This is a genomic window from Vibrio sp. Vb1166 (assembly GCF_033338695.1).
In the GTDB taxonomy this organism is placed as follows: Bacteria; Pseudomonadota; Gammaproteobacteria; order Enterobacterales; family Vibrionaceae; genus Vibrio; species Vibrio alginolyticus.
In genome coordinates this window covers 24,091-41,463 of the sequence record NZ_JAWOTE010000012.1, presented here as the reverse complement: position 1 = coordinate 41,463, position 17,373 = coordinate 24,091, and the positions used below count along the sequence as shown (strand labels likewise).

The following is a 17,373-nucleotide window of genomic DNA, read 5'->3' as shown; positions in this document are numbered from 1 at the left end:
CGAAAGTTAGATTAAAGCCATGCCGTTAGTAGACACGTCTTAATTCGAAATTATCCGCTCATCAAATTATTCATTTCTAGCATTGGCATCAAGGTCGCCATCACAATGAACAACACTAATCCAGCCATTAATGCAATCAGCGCAGGAGTAAACACACCCAGAGCAATATTGACTGTTGATTCAAAGTTTTGATCTTGGTTATCGGCAGCCCGCGTCAACATGCTCTCTAATTCACCACTTTGCTCACCACTGGCGATCATGTGTAGCATCATTGGTGGAAACAAGCGGGTTTGGTCCAACGCCTTACGCAAACTAGCGCCCTCTCGAACGTTATCCGCTGCAAGCAACACTTGCTGCTTCACATAACGGTTAGACATAACATCTACCGCAACGCGCATACCCTCGAGAATTGGAATCGCACTGGAAGTACAGATCGAAAGTGTTCGCGCGAATCGTGCGGTATTCAAACCTCGAGAGATCTTACCTATTAGCGGTAAGCTCAAGATTTTTCTGTCCCAAGCTAAGCGAAAGTCTGGCTTTTGCAACGCCAGTTTGAGGCCATAGAAAAGCGCCACCAGCACAACGAAAATAATCAGCCCCCAACCTTGCACAAACTCACTGGCTGCCAGTAAAAATTGCGTCGATTGAGGTAACTCTTGGCCCATCTGAATGATGGGTTCAATGATTTTAGGAACCACTGTCGCCAATAAGAACGAAACGATGACAACCGCGAATACCACCAAAACTACAGGATAAATCATTGCTTGAAGCAATTTAGATCGCATCTTTTGGCGGTTTTCGACATAGTCTGCCAAACGCTCTAATACGGTATCGAGGTGACCTGATTTTTCGCCCGCCGCAACCATGGAGCGGTACAGTTCATCAAACACGTGTGGGTAATCGGCAAAACTGTCGGCGAGCGGATAACCCTCGGTTACTTTCGAGCGAACCGCAGCCAACATAGAACGAATCCTCGGCTTTTCAGCCTGCTCAGAGACCGCACGCAAACACTCTTCCAAAGGCATTCCTGATTGGACTAGCGTAGACAATTGCCGTGTGATGAGTGCCAGCTCAGATGTCGAGATGCCGCGCTTAAAACTGACTGAACCTGAAGACTTAGCCGATTTAGCTTTCGTCTCGACCACTTCAATCGGGATCATCCCTTGCTCTTTGAGTCGCTGGCGCACTTGTCGGGCGTTGTCCCCTTCTATCGTGCCTTTTTTATGCTTGCCTTTTGCATCTAGCGCTTTGTACTCAAATGCCGCCATTAGGTTTCCTTCGTCACTCGCATCACTTCTTCAAGTGACGTAATACCACGACGTACTTTGCTTAAACCATCACTGCGAATACTTGGCGTATGGGCGCGAACGGCTCTCTCAATTTCTTGTTCACCAGACTCTCGATGAATCAACTCTTGCACTTGCTCATCGACCATAATGAGCTCGTGGATACCTGTTCGACCTCGGTAGCCTTTTTGGTTACACGCTTCACAGCCTTTTGCTCGGTGCAGTTCTAACGGTTCATGCGCTTCCATACCAAACAGTTTTTTCTGTTCCGCATCGGCTTCATACGGCTCTTTACAGCTTGGACAAAGCGTTCGAACTAAGCGCTGCGCTAGCACCCCTAATAACGAAGAAGAAATAAGGAATGGCTCAATACCCATATCACGTAGACGCGTAATCGCACCCACTGCGGTGTTGGTGTGGAGAGTCGACATTACCAAGTGACCCGTTAAGGACGCTTGCACTGCAATTTGTGCGGTTTCTAAGTCACGGATCTCACCGACCATCACCACATCCGGGTCCTGACGCAGAATGGCACGCAAGCCGCGCGCAAACGTCATGTCGACCTTTGGGTTCACCTGAGTTTGACCGATGCCATCAATATCAAATTCGATCGGGTCTTCAACCGTTAGAATGTTGCGTTCGTTGCTATTGATCTCTTGCAAGCCAGCGTACAAGGTGGTGGATTTACCAGAACCTGTCGGGCCCGTCACCAAGATGATACCGTGAGGGCGGCCAATCAAGTGACGGAAGTTGTCATGCACTGAAGGGGTCATGCCCAAACTATGTAAATCAAGACGAGTCGCGTTTTTATCCAACAGACGCATTACCACGCGCTCCCCATGAGAGGACGGCATCGTCGATACACGCACGTCCACCGCACGACCACCGATACGCAACGAAATACGGCCATCTTGAGGCACACGCTTTTCTGCGATATCTAGTTTAGCCATAACCTTCACACGAGAAACCAGCAAAGGCGCTAGCTTACGACTTGGGGTCAGAACTTCACGCAATACGCCATCGACACGGAAACGAATCGAAAGGGTTTTCTCGAACGTCTCAATATGAATATCCGACGCACCTTCTTTGATCGCTTCGCCCAACATGGCGTTGATCAATTTGATGATTGGCGCATCGTCTTCCGATTCTAATAAGTCTTCATCATGCGGCAGTTCTTCAGCCAAAGAGAAGAAATCATCGCTATCAGCACCAATATCTTCCATCAACTGACGCGCTTCAGACGAGTCGCGTTGATATGCTTCAGTCAGCTTTTTATCAAAGGCTTCTTTATCGATAGGTTGCGGTACGAAGCTTTTCTTTAATACACGACGGACTTCAACCAGAGCCGCAGGGTTAAGCGGCTCGACATAGTAAAGAATAGGTGGACGCTCAGGATGCTCTGTCTCCAGCACCAGTTTAAAGCGGTTGGCAAAACTGAATGGCAGACGACGCATACTTGGCGCTGTGTCTAACATATCAACCATTAGTTGTTTTCCATTTGATCAATAAACGCTTGAATCTCTGTTGGGTGCTGACGCTCCTGGCCAAAGGCAGGCATAACCGGGATCTTCTCGTCAGCCATCAACTTCAAACCTTGATCCGCTTTGTAAAGCTGTTCTGCGCGAATAAAGTTGTATTTACGCTGCGTAATACCGTCGGCCGTCACACCATCGCGAATAATCGTCGGCTTGATGAACACCATCAAGTTACGTTTTTCTGTTTGCGTGCTAGTTGACTTGAACAGATGGCCAAGTACCGGAATGTCACCCAATAGCGGCACTTTAGACTCACTTTCAAGTGCGCGTTCATCGACCAAACCACCAAGAACCAACATCTGACCATCTTGGATCATGACAGAGGTGTTTAACTGTCGTTTAGCAAAGCGAACGTCAACCGCACCGTTTGCGCCTAATACGTTGGAAACTTCTTGTTCAATGTTTAACTGTACAGAGTCACCTTCGTTAATTTGTGGCACTACTTTGAGTTTGATACCGACTTCTTTACGGTCAACCGTTTGGAATGGGTTGTCGTTGTTTGAGCCAGCCGTAGAGCCCGTAATAACCGGAACCTCTTCACCCACAATAAATGATGCTTCGCCATTATCCATTACGGTAATACTCGGAGAAGATAGAATGTTTGAGTTGGAGTCAGAAGCAACAGCACTAATTAGCGCTGTCCAGTCACCCATGACAATACTCATTGCCGCACCATTTACTCCGCTAAGTGCTGACGCTAGCGTAGAGTAGTCACCTGATTCAGTAACATCATATGGCGTTCGTTCGCCATTAGAGTTGGTATAGTATTCAGTTCGGGTTTGATCTTTTGCTTCTTCTAGACCAACCATCACCTGACCAATCGGGGCTCCTGAGTTACCGTACTGAATTACAGCACCCGTTTCTAACGAACCCCACTGAACACCTAGGTTAATACCATCACCTTCAGACATTTCGACAATTAACGCTTCAATAAGAACCTGAGCACGACGAATATCGAGTTGAGAAATGACGTCTTGTAATGCCATCATAATATCTGGCGGCGCTGTTAAAACTAACGAGTTAGTTGCAGCGTGAGCAGCAATGACGACCTCACCACGCGATGCACCTGATGTTTTCTGACCGGCTTGCTTTTCAGCTTGCAGGTTATCGGAAACACCTTTCAATACATCCACCAAGTCTTCAGCTTTCGCATTTTTCAGGTACACAACTCGGTTGTTACCTTTTGTCGCCATTTCAACATCAAGTTGACGAATCAAACGTTTCAAGCGGGCTCTTACTTTTGGATCACCAGAAATTAAAATCGCGTTAGTACGTTCATCGGCCACAATTTTAGGTTCAAGGAACTCTGGCGTGCTTTTCTGATTCGCACTTTTATTCAGTGCTTCGACAATGCGTACCATTTCAGCAGCAGATGCATTACGCAGCTCCACCAATTCAATTTCTTTATCACCGGCTTGGTCAACACGCTTGATGATCTCTGCTAAGCGATTCACTACTGCCGCACGACCAGTAATCAAGATAATATTCGCTGGATCATAATGAACCACGTTACCGGCACCGGCATTATCAATCAGTTGACGAAGTAGAGGAGACAACTCTCGAACCGACACATTACGCACCGCGACAACTCGAGTGATAACACTATCGCCTTGCGCGCTGCCATCACCTAACACAGGGATTGCTGAGGTTTTTGAGTCTTTTGCTTTGATAACCTTAAGTACCCCATTGTCCATTTCTACGACTGCGTAACCGTATACTTCAAGGACATTAAGGAAAAAGCTGTAGTATTGCTCTTCGTTAAGAACGTCATAGCTGCGGACATCGATTTTACCGCGTACTGAAGGATCAACAATGATGGTCTTTTCGAGGTTACGACCCACTATGTTGATGAATTCTTGAATATCAGTGCCTTTAAAGCTCGCACTAAATTCGTTTGCCATTGCACCTGGTACGCAGAGTAAACTTCCTGCTAGTAGCCAAGCACTTTTGCTGAACCAATGTTTCACGTATGTCTCCCTGAACTTACGCCGGTTGCCTAAGTCTTACAATTGGATATAGATATCGTACTGTTGGCCGTCTCGCTCAACAGTTAAATTTAATTCTTGCGGATCGCTCATCACTTGCATCAGTTGTACTGAAGAAGACGGGTCACTTAAATCGATCCCGTTCAGTTGAACCGCAATATCGCCAGGTTGTAGTCCTACATCATTAAATAATGCGGCATCACGACCAGGTGATACTCGATAACCAACAATGTCTCCGTCTTTTTTGACGGGTGAAATGGTGATGTATTTAAAAACGCTTTGTGGATCTTTCGCAATTTCCTCGCGGATTTGCTCTAATTTCTCTCCAACGTCAGACGTCGCTGCTTCTGCTCGCTGAGCTTGCGCCCTAGCTACCTGCGGCGATTCAGATAGCTTCTTATATTCTATACCTTCCATCATTAAGGTCTCGTCTCGACCTTGGTTATCAATGATGACGCGATCCACCAATACCGCTTTTAGTGTCGCACGTGTCCCTTCGATTTCTTCACCCAAACCGTACGTAGCTTGCTTACCTCGGTTAGCAATAACAGCAAGGCTGGTGTTGGCATCACTACTTGCAACCGCACCGACCAGCGTAAGGTTAAGGCGCGTCTTAGGGGCGTCTTTAACAATAGGCTGTTCTACAACCGCCGCTTTTTGCTCAGTGTATTTACCGAATAGGTTGGCATTCTGAAGGGCATTAAAATCTATCGCGTCGCCTTTATTGTTCGCAGTAACGCTACTCGCCGATGGACGCCATTGCGGCACTTCCGACGATTGAGGTATGGCTAACCACACAATTTTGCCAAGTATCCATCCGGTTATCGCAATAAACAGACAGGTAAGCAACAAGCTAAGTTTGGCTTGAATGGTATAATGATTGGACTTGATCTGAGCCAGTAGCGGTCTGCTTGATAATCCTGCACTTAGCTCTAAACGTTTCACTGAATGGATTCCTTTATTCTAACGTCCGTCATTTAAGCTATAACGATAGCTATCGACTTTAAATTGCTAAATTTGCAATAAAATTATTACTCAACAAAGAGCAGTGAACTATATCACAAGTTGTCTTTCATACCTTTTTCTTATGCAGTTTTTGCCAACTCCCTTGAAAAAAATACGCCTTGACTCCATCTGTAGGTGAATAATCCATCACTCATTGCCGTATTCGGGCAGTGATTAGATAGCGTAGTGTTCTATGAGTTCCCTAAATGAAGCCGTTAGGCTAGATAAATGGCTATGGGCCGCAAGATTTTACAAAACCCGCTCCATCGCGCGTAACATGGTCGATGGCGGTAAAGTCCACTATAATGGCCAACGAAGCAAGCCGAGTAAAATCGTTGAAGTGGGCGCTGAAGTCAGACTTCGTCAAGGCAACGAAGAAAAAATCGTGATCATCGAACAAATCTCAGATCAACGCCGAGGCGCTCCCATCGCACAAACCTTATATCGCGAAACCAATGAGAGTATCGCGAAACGTGAGGAACACGCGACTCAACGTAAGCTTAATGCCCACAACCCAAGTCCGGAACGCCGCCCAGATAAAAAGCAGCGCCGAGACATCATTAAGTTCAAACACCAATAAAAGCCGGAATTACCAACGAGGAAAGCACTCCATGGCAAATAATGTTTTAAACCGCTACCTATTCGAAGATCTTTCAGTACGTGGCGAGTTGGTACAATTGGATGAAGCGTACCAACGTGTTATCTCCAGCAAGGAATATCCGGCAGCAATAGAGAAACTGCTGGGTGAGCTACTCGTTTCAACTACTCTTTTAACTGCCACTCTTAAGTTCGAAGGTTCGATCACCATCCAGCTACAAGGCGACGGTCCTGTGTCTCTTGCCGTTATCAACGGTGACCATAACCAACGTGTTCGTGGCGTAGCTCGCTGGGAAGGCGATGTTGCCGATGACGCAAACATTCACGATCTAATGGGTAAGGGCTACCTTGTGATTACCATCGAACCGAAAAACGGCGAGCGTTACCAAGGCGTCGTTGGATTAGAAGGTGACACTTTAGCAGAAGTGCTAGAAGGCTACTTTGCAAACTCAGAGCAGTTAAAAACGCGCCTATGGATCCGCACTGGTGAGCATGAAGGCAAAGCACACGCAGCAGGTATGTTGATTCAAGTGATCCCTGACGGCACTGGCTCTCCAGATGATTTCGAACATCTAGAGCAGCTCACTGATACAGTAAAAGATGAAGAATTGTTTGGTTTAGAAGCGAACGAGTTATTGTATCGACTATATAACCAAGACAAAGTACGTCTGTACGAGCCGCAACCTGTCGAGTTCCATTGTGGCTGTTCTCGTGAGCGTAGCGGTGCAGCAATCATCACCGTTGAGAAAGCTGAAATTTATGACATTTTGGCAGAAGTTGGATCAGTTTCTTTACATTGTGATTACTGTGGCACAACTTATACGTTCGACGAATCTGAAGTCACTGAACTGTATGCACAAGCTTCTACAGACAAGAAAACCCTGCATTAATTTACATAGCTTATCAAGCACGTAATTTACCCTACAAAAGGCCAGCTTAATGCTGGCCTTTTTGTGATCAACCCCTCGTAATAACTAGCCTCAAGCGTAATAAAACAACTGCTTAATTTTAAACAATTAATAATGATTTTGCCCTAGCGCAAAGGATTGCGTGCACGATAGACTATTCCCACCAATATGTGACGGGTTACCTAAAACCTTATTGAAATCATGGGCAAATTTTGAGCTATCTCCCTGTTTTCTCCCCGCCCCGTTGCTAGCATGGTGAGCAGATTAAAATTAAAACATTCTTACAAAATCCCTACAAAATCCTTATAAGGAGCACCTATGACCGTTATGGAACATACTAAGGCTGCAACACTTGATCTAACCAAGCACGGACTGCATAACGTAAAAGAGGTTATTCGCAACCCAAGCTACGAAATGTTGTTTGAGGAAGAAACGCGTGAAGACCTAACCGGTTATGAGCGCGGCGTGGTTACTGAACTAGGTGCGGTTGCCGTTGACACTGGCATCTTTACTGGTCGCTCACCAAAAGATAAATACATCGTCAAAGACGCTACGACAGAAGAACATATGTGGTGGACGTCTGATCAAGTGAAAAATGATAACAAGCCAATCACTCCTGAAGTGTGGGACGAGCTAAAAGAACTGGTCACAAACCAGCTTTCTAACAAACGCTTGTTTGTTGTTGACGGTTACTGTGGTGCAAACCCAGATACACGTTTGAGCATTCGTGTTATCACAGAAGTCGCATGGCAAGCGCACTTCGTTAAAAACATGTTTATTCGCCCGACGGAAGAAGAGTTAGCGACATTTGAACCAGACTTCGTAGTAATGAATGGCGCAAAATGCACTAATCCAAAATGGGAAGAGCAAGGCCTGAACTCAGAAAACTTCACCGTATTTAACCTAACTGAGCGCATGCAACTTATCGGTGGTACTTGGTACGGTGGTGAAATGAAGAAAGGTATGTTCGCGATGATGAACTACTTCCTTCCACTAAAAGACATCGCATCAATGCACTGTAGCGCTAACATGGGCAAAGATGGCGATGTAGCGGTATTCTTCGGTCTATCTGGTACGGGTAAAACGACCCTGTCGACTGATCCTAAACGTGCGCTAATTGGTGATGATGAGCACGGCTGGGATGATGACGGTGTCTTCAACTTCGAAGGTGGTTGTTACGCAAAAACCATCAAACTTTCGAAAGAAGCGGAGCCGGACATCTACAACGCAATTCGTCGTGATGCACTGCTAGAAAACGTAACAGTACGTGGCGATGGTTCTATCGACTTTGATGATGGTTCGAAAACAGAAAACACACGTGTTTCTTACCCTATCTACCATATCGATAATATCGTTAAGCCAGTATCAAAAGGCGGTCACGCGAATAAAGTGATCTTCCTATCAGCCGATGCATTTGGCGTACTGCCTCCAGTATCTAAATTGACACCCGAGCAAACTAAGTACCACTTCCTGTCTGGCTTTACCGCCAAACTAGCGGGAACAGAGCGCGGTATTACTGAGCCAACACCAACTTTCTCTGCTTGTTTCGGCGCGGCGTTCCTAACGCTTCACCCAACTAAATACGCAGAAGTACTGGTTAAACGCATGGAAGCAGCAGGCGCTGAGGCTTACCTAGTGAATACTGGTTGGAACGGCACTGGCAAACGTATCTCTATTCAAGATACACGCGGAATTATTGATGCAATTCTTGATGGTTCGATTGAAGATGCACCAACTAAGCACATTCCTATCTTCAATCTTGAAGTACCAACGTCACTACCAGGTGTGGATCCAAGCATTCTAGACCCTCGCGACACGTACGTTGACCCACTTCAGTGGGAAAGCAAAGCGAAAGATTTAGCAGCGCGCTTTATCAATAACTTTGATAAGTACACAGACAACGCTGAAGGTAAATCTCTGGTTGCGGCTGGTCCTCAGATTGATTAAATCGAGTAACAGCGACGTCGCGTAAACTCAGTGAAAAGTTGGCATTAACTTATCACCTTTACGTAGGCCAAGTTACAAAAATTGCTTCAAGCCCCTCTTTTGAGGGGCTTTTTATTGAATACCACAGAATATTGATACAAGCTAAAGCCTATCTAGTTTTATTTAATAACACACGTAGGTTCTAGCAAAGATGAAAACAGCGCGTCGAGTTCTACTTCTGTTACTGGTTATCTTAGTTACCATTCCGGCCGCTACGATTGCGCTGCTAACAACATCTTACGCGGACGCAACCTGGCGCTTGCTGTCAAACACCTTTTCTCTTCCCTTCCGGGCCGAAAGCGTGCGTTATGGCTTTCCCTATCACCTAACTTTACAACGCGTGAACACCAGCGGAGACGATGCGTCTTACATCGAGCAAGTCGATTTATGGATGAATCCCGATGTTTATCGCGATGGTAAATGGATCGTTGATAGTTTATTGATTGATGGTATGAGCTTGCAGTATGGCGCACCAAAGCTCCCACCTTTAGACAACGTTTTATTCCATCAAATCGCGCTCAAAAATATTGATTACGCCGACGAGCAGTTCTCTGCCAATGGCATTGACCTTCAAATTCAATCACCACAATGGAATGGTCAATTAATACCATATGGCGAAGTTCAACTTGCAGCTGACCAACTCTATTGGAATGGCGAAGCCTTTAATCAAGTCTTAGTCGATATAGACTACAAACCGCAAGACAGTACGCTTTATGGCACCTCTTTTAACTGGCGTAATAGTCAAATATCTGGGCAAGGGGAGCAGTATCCTCAAGGCTGGTCTTTAGTAAATGTGACCATCAACAAGCTGAAACTGAGTAATACGCAGCGCCAATCACTGCTTGCAAAACCTTGGCACGATCTACCATTTAGCATTAATCATATTAATAGCTTAGATTTGCTTAACGCCGATATTGAATGGGGCGACTGGCACTGGCAGAACTTGGATCTTTCTGTGGAAAACGCCACGCTGCCACTGTCTCTCTGGAAGACAAAAGCTCAAGTGTCATTGCAGGCGGATAGCGTTCGATTCCAGCAGCAAACCGCAATAGAGCCACGTTTGAGTGCCGCTATCGAGCCAGGAGTAATCCAGCTCAACGAGCTCAGCTTAGATTGGCAGCAAGGTCGAGTGCAAGTTTCTGGATTGTTCACGCCAACACAATGGAAGCTCAAAGAAGCCTCTATTCAAGGCCTCAAGTGGGCAACACAGCCAGAAGACAACCTAAATTGGTGGCACGTCGCCACCAGCGAGTTAGAGCATGTTGCAATCGAACGACTCGACATTGAGCGCAGCCAAATTATCCAGCTATCTCACGAACCTTATTGGCAACTTTCCGGTTTAAATATCGAAGGGCAACAGCTTGATATTAAACAGTCGGCTCAACGTTGGGGCCTTTGGCAAGGCGAATTGGAAGTCAGCGTTGTCAACGCCAGCTATGACCAAATACTCACGTCTCACGCAGCACTTGCCATGCAAAGCAAAGATGGCTTTTGGCAATTGACTCGCCTTTTTGCGCCACTCGAGCAAGGCTACGTAGAAGGCATCGGACAAATAGATTTGAGTACCCCGAGCCAACCTTGGGCGCTCAACGTCAATGCTGATGGTATTCCCTTATCGCTCTTCCACGATTATTTTTTACCCGACACACTGGCTATTGATGGTTTTTCCGATCTCAGCCTCGATCTACAAGGGTTATCAGGTGATCGCAACATGCTGGCCTACAGCTTATCGGGTGAAGTGGAAGCCAATCTCCGAGATACCCGCTTGAAGTCCCAAGCGGATCATTCGCTCAAAGCCATTACCTTAAGTCCACTGCGTTTAAGCGCGCAACGAGGGGAAGTTGCCATAAAGCCGGTCACCATCTCAGGAAAAGCCATAAGTGGTAAGGTTTGGGGAACATTTGATATGGCCAACAACCCGCTAAGTGGCATTACTTATCAATTGGAAGAGTCGTGCGGAAACATTGAAGGCGATCTACTAAGTGGCGAAACCCACCGTAATGAGTGCGTGAACGCATCAAAACTGTCCGAGCCTACTGATATTGAGACTCCACAGAAAAATGAACCTTCCATCGAGCAGCCAATCGTAATTGATAACATCAATTTGGAGACTCAAGAGGAAGAGCTTTACGAAGAAGTTATCGAAGAAGATGAAGTACCCGACACGAATTCCGCAGCAGAACAAACCCTCTCACCGACAGAGCAAGAAGGTGAAACAGATAAGCGCCCAGCAGATCAGTCGGCGCTTACCCCATCAGCAACTGAGTAACTGCGAGTAGTTCGGTATCAGCATATAGGTACCGACAAAATCAACAGCTGGCGTGTCACCACTATAAATCACTACGTGAATAACGATGCGTGCTTTGCGTCCCGACTCCAATCGGTCTAGGTCACCACTGATCCCATCCAACGAAGTACTCGCCACGGGGTTTTGTTCGACTGGTTGACGATAGCGAATCGAGCTGTCGGCCAACACAATATCACCGTGCAGCCCACGCTCTTTAAGCAGCAGCCACGTCATCCCCCACCCTGTCAGGGTTGCTAAGGTAAAAGCTGACCCAGCGAACATGGTGTTATGCGGATTAAGGTTAGGATTAAGCTGCGCACAGCATTCAAACTGGTAACCCGTGTACTGGTTAATCTTGATCCCCATTTTGTCGCTAATTGGGATTTGTTGCTCCCAGCGCTGTTGAAGCTCAGTACACCATTCAGGGCGACGTAACACATTGGCCATCGGATCCAGTTGCTTCACCATTTGCTGATGGCGCACAGGGCCACGCTCATCGGTCAGCTCACCTCGACGCTCAAAGCCATTTTTTTCATAAAAGGCGATGGCATCTTCACGGGCATTACACACCAAGCGTTTCGCTCCTTCCTGGCGTGCTAACGACTCTAGTGCAACCAAAACCAGCGAACCCATCCCTTTGCTACGGCGATTATTTTTAACCGCCATATAGCGGATCTGGCCATCATTGTCCGGCGTAATGTATAAACGGCCAATCGCCATAGGACGACCTCGACCATCAACAATCATGCGGTGATGACTCATTTCGTCGTATTCATCGCGCTCTGAGCCGATCGGCATACGCCATGGCTCACGAAGCAGTTGCCAGCGAAACTGATAATACTTGTTTATCTGATTATCGGTTTTGGGAGTAATGAGTTTGAACATATCAATCCTTTGAAAGCACAACACTAATCAGTGTCGGAAAAATTACTCCAAGCCAATTCCATGAGCTTGGAGTTAAAGCTTAGACTATGGCGCCTGTGTTACCAGATTAGACCTGCAACCAAAACGTCACAGGACCGTCATTCACCAAGGACACTTTCATATCGGCAGCGAAGCGGCCACGCTGTGTGGGTAAGACTTCTTCACACAAGTCAGAAAAGTAATCATACAAGCGCTCTGCATCAACAGGATGCGCACCGCGAGAAAAGCCAGCTCGCGTGCCTTTTTTTGTATCCGCAGGCAGCGTAAATTGAGAAACCACCAGCACTTTACCTTCCACCTGTTTAACGTTCAGGTTCATCTTGCCTTCGTCATCTTCGAACACACGGTAGGTTGTAACACGCTCCATTAAACGCTTTGCTTTAGCTTCATCGTCGTCCTTCTCTACGCCCAATAAGACCAGCAGACCACGATCAATTTCTCCTACGACTTCACCATCCACGCGGACGGCTGCTTCACTGACTCGTTGAATTAGCGCTATCACTACTCTCGCTTCCTTCATCTGTTAACTGAGATTCAGCGGTCGAGTGTATCATGTCTAAATCTTCACTCCAGTGCTCTCGCTCACCAAGCGCAGCCGTAACTTCCGCCCCCAATAACACGATCATCCAGCATAAATACACCCAAACAAATAAGATAGGAATCGCCGCTAACGCGCCGTAGATGAGCTGATAAGACGGAAACTGAGTGATGTAGAGTGCAAAGCCTTTTTTACTCAACTCGAACAGTATCGCGGCGACTGCTGCCCCCATGGCACCATGAGCGAGGTGTACTTTTTTATTCGGCACTAGAATATACAAGCCAAGAAAAGCAAAAAAGGACAGCAACAACGGTAGCCAACGCAGAAATAAATTAAACGCACCAGATAATGTCTCGTTCTCTAAAATTTGCAGCGAAGTCACGTACGACGTCGCCGCAATACTCGCACCGACCATGATCGGCCCTAACGTGAGTACCATCCAATACATAGAGAATGAAAAGACTAAACGGCGCTTGTCTTTAACTCGCCAAATGTAGTTTAAGTTCTTATCAATGTTGGAAATCAGCATGACTGCGGCAATGAATAAAAACCCACCGCCAACCGCGCTCATTTTGCCCGTATTCGCCACAAATTCCTGTAATGCCGTATGTACAGCTTCTCCAGAAGCCGGCACAAAATTCTCAATAATGTAGCCTTGCAGCACCTCACCAACGTTCGCAAAAACGGGAAATTTCGACAATATTGATAACAATACCGTCAGCATTGGCACAATAGACAACAAGGTAATGTAGGCAAGATAGCCCGCGTTCACATTCACACGGTCATGCGTTAATCGCTTAAGAAGGTACGTAAAAAACGCGACGCAACTTGGCAGTAGATTGATTAATCTCGCCTTGTAACTCTCTGATAACTGGTTCATAGTTCATCCCATAATTAGCGCCGAGGACATAAGAATGCCTTATTTATTAGCAATTGTACTATCAATTTTCACTTTAACAGGGTGTCAATCTGCTTATTACTCAGCAATGGAGCAGGTTGGGTATCATAAACGAGATATTATGGTCGACCGCGTCGAAGATGCCAAAGAATCTCAACAAGATGCACAAGAAGAATTCACCAGTGCACTTGAAGCCTTATCTGCGATCACCAACTTTGATGGTGGTGAGCTAGAAAATGTCTACAACAACATCAATGACAAATACGAAGATAGCGAAAAAGCGGCTCAAGACGTACGTGACCGTATTGCTGCGATTGAAGACGTATCCGGCGCACTGTTTGATGAGTGGCAAGATGAGCTAGAGCTGTACTCGAGTGCGAAACTGCGTCGTTCAAGCGAGCAAAAGCTACGTGAAACCAAAGCCTCGTACAAAACCATGCTTAGCGCTATGAAGCGTGCAGAGAAAAAGATGACACCGGTACTGGATACGCTACGTGACAACACGTTGTACTTAAAACACAACCTTAACGCCAGTGCGATTGGTTCTTTGCAAGGTGAGTTCTCTAGCTTAGAGAAAGACATTCAGTTTGCGATCAAACAAATGAACGAAGCGATTGCAGAGTCCGATAAATTCCTGCAAAAGCTCAATCAAAAGTAAATGATTTAGACCTCCTCCTAGTGAGGAGGTTTTAGTCGACGACCTCACCGAGTAAACCGATGACTCTTCGAACAAAGCCTACTCTCTCTGGCACAGTTCCCCATGGTACTTCTACCACTTCATAACCCAACTCAGTGTAGACACTCAATAACGACTGATGAATCTCCAATGCTTCTTCAAAGCTGTGCGGACGCACTTCATCTTGTACGTAAATGGATGCTTCAGGTCGACAAGTAAACACCTGACTATGGTACCCAGCGCTTTCGGTTAAGAAAGCTTGGTCAACCTTACAGCCGCCCGCTTGTAGGTATGCAATGATGTCGGGGATGGCGCGATCAACAAACGCAACATCATGACAACGCGCATTACTCTTTTGCTTGTCCATCAACCCAAGACATAACTTGGCAAACTCAGGCAAATTCGTCCACGGCAAAATACCATTTTCTAACTGGCTTTGCTGCTCAATCAAGTCGCGGGACCCTTCAGGAAACGTGGCGTAACCACACGCGTCTAGCGCATTCAGCAATGTTGTTTTTCCCGCACCAGGCCCACCGGTGATAATAATCGGGTTCATATTCAACTCCAGAAAACAAAAAGCCCCGAGCATAACTCGAGGCTTCTTCTTAATTGAATCGCTTAACGAAAATTATTTCGCGCCACGAGAAGCACGCTTACGGTCGCTTTCCGTTAGGAACTTCTTACGGATACGGATGCTTTCAGGCGTTACTTCTACTAGCTCGTCGTCATCGATGAATTCTAGTGCTTGCTCAAGAGTCATCTTGATTGGCGGAGTAAGAACCTGTGCGTCATCGGTACCAGATGCACGAACGTTGGTTAGCTGCTTACCTTTCAGTGCGTTTACCGTTAGGTCGTTGTCACGGCTGTGAATACCGATAACCATACCTTCGTAAACTTCAACACCGTGACCGATAAATAGACGACCACGCTCTTGAAGGTTGAACAGTGCGTTAGTTAGCGCTTTACCCATCGCGTTCGCGATTAGTACACCGTTTACACGTTGACCGATGTTACCGCCTTTGTGAGGGCCGTAGTGATCAAACGTATGGTAAAGAAGACCTGAACCTGAAGTCAGTGTCATGAATTCCGTTTGAAAACCGATCAGACCACGTGATGGCATAACGAAGTCCATACGCACACGACCTTTACCGTCTGGAGACATGTCTTTCAGCTCACCTTTACGTAGGCCGATGTTCTCCATGATGCCGCCTTGATGCTCTTCCATTACGTCGATCGTTACAGTCTCGAACGGTTCCATCAACTGACCATCTTCTTCTTTGATGATTACTTCTGGACGAGATACTGCTAGCTCAAAGCCTTCACGACGCATGTTTTCGATCAGGATAGAAAGGTGAAGTTCACCACGACCTGATACGCGGAATTTATCTGGATCGTCTGTTTGCTCAACGCGTAGTGCAACGTTGTGTACCAATTCCTTCTCAAGACGCTCAAGGATGTTACGTGACGTTACGAACTTACCTTCTTTACCCGCGAATGGAGACGTGTTTACTTGGAACGTCATCGTTACTGTTGGTTCATCAACAGACAATGGTGGTAATGCTTCTACTGCGTTTTGTGCACAGATAGTGTCAGAAATTTTCAGCTCGCCAAGACCAGTGATTGCGATGATATCACCCGCGTTAGCTTGTTCCACTTCGTGACGCTCTAGGCCAAGGTAGCCCATTACTGTACCCACTTTACCGTTGCGAGTTTTACCGTCAGCACCAATAATGGTTACCTGCTGGTTTGGTTTAACGCTACCACGAGTTACGCGAGCCACGCCGATAACACCAACGTAAGAGCTGTAGTCTAGCTGAGAAACTTGCATCTGTAGTGGACCATCAAGGTCAACATTTGGCGCGTCAACAACATCCACGATAGTTTGGAATAGTGGTTCCATGTTCTCGCCAGTTTCGCCTTCTTCTAGAGAAGCCCAACCGTTAAGTGCAGATGCGTAAACTACTTTAAAGTCTAGCTGGTCATCAGTTGCACCTAAGTTGTCGAACAGGTCGAACACTTGGTCCATAACCCAATCAGGACGTGCACCAGGGCGGTCAATCTTGTTGATTACAACGATTGGTTTTAAACCGTGAGCAAACGCTTTTTGTGTTACGAAACGCGTTTGAGGCATTGGACCATCAACTGCGTCAACGATAAGTAGTACAGAGTCTACCATCGACATGATACGCTCAACTTCACCACCGAAGTCCGCGTGTCCCGGAGTATCTACGATGTTGATACGGTAATCGTTCCAGTCGATTGCTGTGTTTTTAGCAAGAATGGTAATACCGCGCTCTTTCTCGATGTCGTTCGAGTCCATGACTCGCTCTTCAGCTTCACCGCGAGACTCAAGCGTGCCTGATTGTTGTAGCAGCTTGTCAACCAACGTGGTTTTACCGTGGTCAACGTGCGCGATGATCGCGATATTTCTTAATTTATCAATCTGTGGAGTAGCCATGGATATTGATTCACTTAGATAGATGAAATGCCCCCACGCTGAGAACGGGTGCTCTCTGGCGACATTTGCTGATTAAAAAAACGGCCATAATGTACCAGATTTTAGCAAAAAGCCTAGAAATATGTGATCTACTCCCGAGCATTTCTGCGATTTTTACGCTTAATGCCCATTTTCTTCCTCAGAACGAATTGATTAAACGCAACTTTATTCTAATCGATGCATAATTCAAATTGACTCTTGCTCAAAAACTGGGCTGAATACGCAATGTACCTGTCACATTATGGTGCAAC

Annotated in this window: 14 protein-coding genes; 5 read left to right on the top strand and 9 right to left on the bottom strand. The window is 46.4% G+C overall.

All coding sequences use genetic code 11. The features are described 5' to 3' along the window. Positions 1–50: 50 nt before the first annotated feature. From gspF to gspC, 4 genes are read right to left on the bottom strand one after another with little or no spacing between them, the layout of a single operon-like run. On the bottom strand, positions 51–1,268 hold the full coding sequence (gene gspF / locus R7E51_RS13600; protein ID WP_025768303.1) for a type II secretion system inner membrane protein GspF: 1,218 nt from the start codon (positions 1,266–1,268) through the stop codon (positions 51–53). Further along, a complete protein-coding gene (gene gspE / locus R7E51_RS13595; RefSeq protein WP_005379296.1) occupies positions 1,268–2,770 on the bottom strand; it encodes a type II secretion system ATPase GspE in 1,503 nt (500 codons plus the stop codon). The genes gspF and gspE overlap by 1 nt, the downstream gene beginning before the upstream one ends. Beyond that, positions 2,770–4,788 carry a type II secretion system secretin GspD gene (gspD, locus tag R7E51_RS13590; RefSeq protein ID WP_005379295.1) on the bottom strand — a complete coding sequence of 673 codons (2,019 nt, stop codon included), beginning with the start codon at positions 4,786–4,788 and terminating at the stop codon, positions 2,770–2,772. The genes gspE and gspD overlap by 1 nt, the downstream gene beginning before the upstream one ends. 36 nt (positions 4,789–4,824) lie before the next feature. Further along, the gene (gene gspC, locus R7E51_RS13585; RefSeq protein ID WP_025768301.1) at positions 4,825–5,751 is read right to left on the bottom strand and encodes a type II secretion system protein GspC; all 927 of its coding nucleotides are present in this window, start codon (positions 5,749–5,751) and stop codon (positions 4,825–4,827) included. Positions 5,752–6,004: 253 nt separating this feature from the next. On the opposite strand from gspC, the gene hslR reads away from it, so the two are divergent. The 4 genes from hslR to R7E51_RS13565 all read left to right on the top strand — a co-directional run bounded on the left by hslR (position 6,005) and on the right by R7E51_RS13565 (position 11,571). After that, on the top strand, positions 6,005–6,391 hold the full coding sequence (hslR, locus tag R7E51_RS13580) for a ribosome-associated heat shock protein Hsp15 (RefSeq protein ID WP_005379292.1): 387 nt from the start codon (positions 6,005–6,007) through the stop codon (positions 6,389–6,391). Positions 6,392–6,422: 31 nt separating this feature from the next. Continuing rightward, entirely contained in the window at positions 6,423–7,298 is an 876-nt protein-coding gene (gene hslO / locus R7E51_RS13575) for an Hsp33 family molecular chaperone HslO (RefSeq protein WP_005379290.1), read from the top strand. Positions 7,299–7,634: 336 nt separating this feature from the next. Next, positions 7,635–9,263, top strand: coding sequence for a phosphoenolpyruvate carboxykinase (ATP) (gene pckA / locus R7E51_RS13570; RefSeq protein ID WP_017820689.1), 1,629 nt, complete (start codon positions 7,635–7,637; stop codon positions 9,261–9,263). Between the two features lie 190 nt (positions 9,264–9,453). Beyond that, on the top strand, positions 9,454–11,571 hold the full coding sequence (locus R7E51_RS13565; protein ID WP_206957963.1) for an AsmA family protein: 2,118 nt from the start codon (positions 9,454–9,456) through the stop codon (positions 11,569–11,571). Here R7E51_RS13565 and R7E51_RS13560 read toward each other — a convergent pair. The 3 genes from R7E51_RS13560 to R7E51_RS13550 form a co-directional block, all read right to left on the bottom strand. Continuing rightward, positions 11,557–12,474 (bottom strand): bifunctional GNAT family N-acetyltransferase/hotdog fold thioesterase, encoded by a 918-nt coding sequence (locus R7E51_RS13560; RefSeq protein WP_005379283.1) that lies wholly within the window; start codon positions 12,472–12,474, stop codon positions 11,557–11,559. The two genes, R7E51_RS13565 and R7E51_RS13560, sit on opposite strands and share 15 nt — an antisense overlap. Before the next feature lie 106 nt (positions 12,475–12,580). Then, entirely contained in the window at positions 12,581–13,015 is a 435-nt protein-coding gene (gene dtd, locus R7E51_RS13555; protein WP_005379282.1) for a D-aminoacyl-tRNA deacylase, read from the bottom strand. Further along, entirely contained in the window at positions 12,987–13,931 is a 945-nt protein-coding gene (locus R7E51_RS13550; protein WP_033905908.1) for a virulence factor BrkB family protein, read from the bottom strand. Before R7E51_RS13550 ends, dtd begins: the two co-directional genes overlap by 29 nt. A gap of 34 nt (positions 13,932–13,965) precedes the next feature. Here R7E51_RS13550 and R7E51_RS13545 point away from each other — a divergent pair, with 34 nt between their 5' ends. Next, on the top strand, positions 13,966–14,607 hold the full coding sequence (locus R7E51_RS13545; protein ID WP_005382972.1) for a DUF2959 domain-containing protein: 642 nt from the start codon (positions 13,966–13,968) through the stop codon (positions 14,605–14,607). A gap of 31 nt (positions 14,608–14,638) precedes the next feature. On the opposite strand, the gene R7E51_RS13540 is transcribed toward R7E51_RS13545, so the two are convergent. After that, positions 14,639–15,181, bottom strand: coding sequence for an AAA family ATPase (locus tag R7E51_RS13540; protein ID WP_053303411.1), 543 nt, complete (start codon positions 15,179–15,181; stop codon positions 14,639–14,641). A gap of 72 nt (positions 15,182–15,253) precedes the next feature. After that, positions 15,254–17,083, bottom strand: coding sequence for a translational GTPase TypA (gene typA / locus R7E51_RS13535; protein WP_005379276.1), 1,830 nt, complete (start codon positions 17,081–17,083; stop codon positions 15,254–15,256). Between the last annotated feature and the right edge of the window lie 290 nt (positions 17,084–17,373).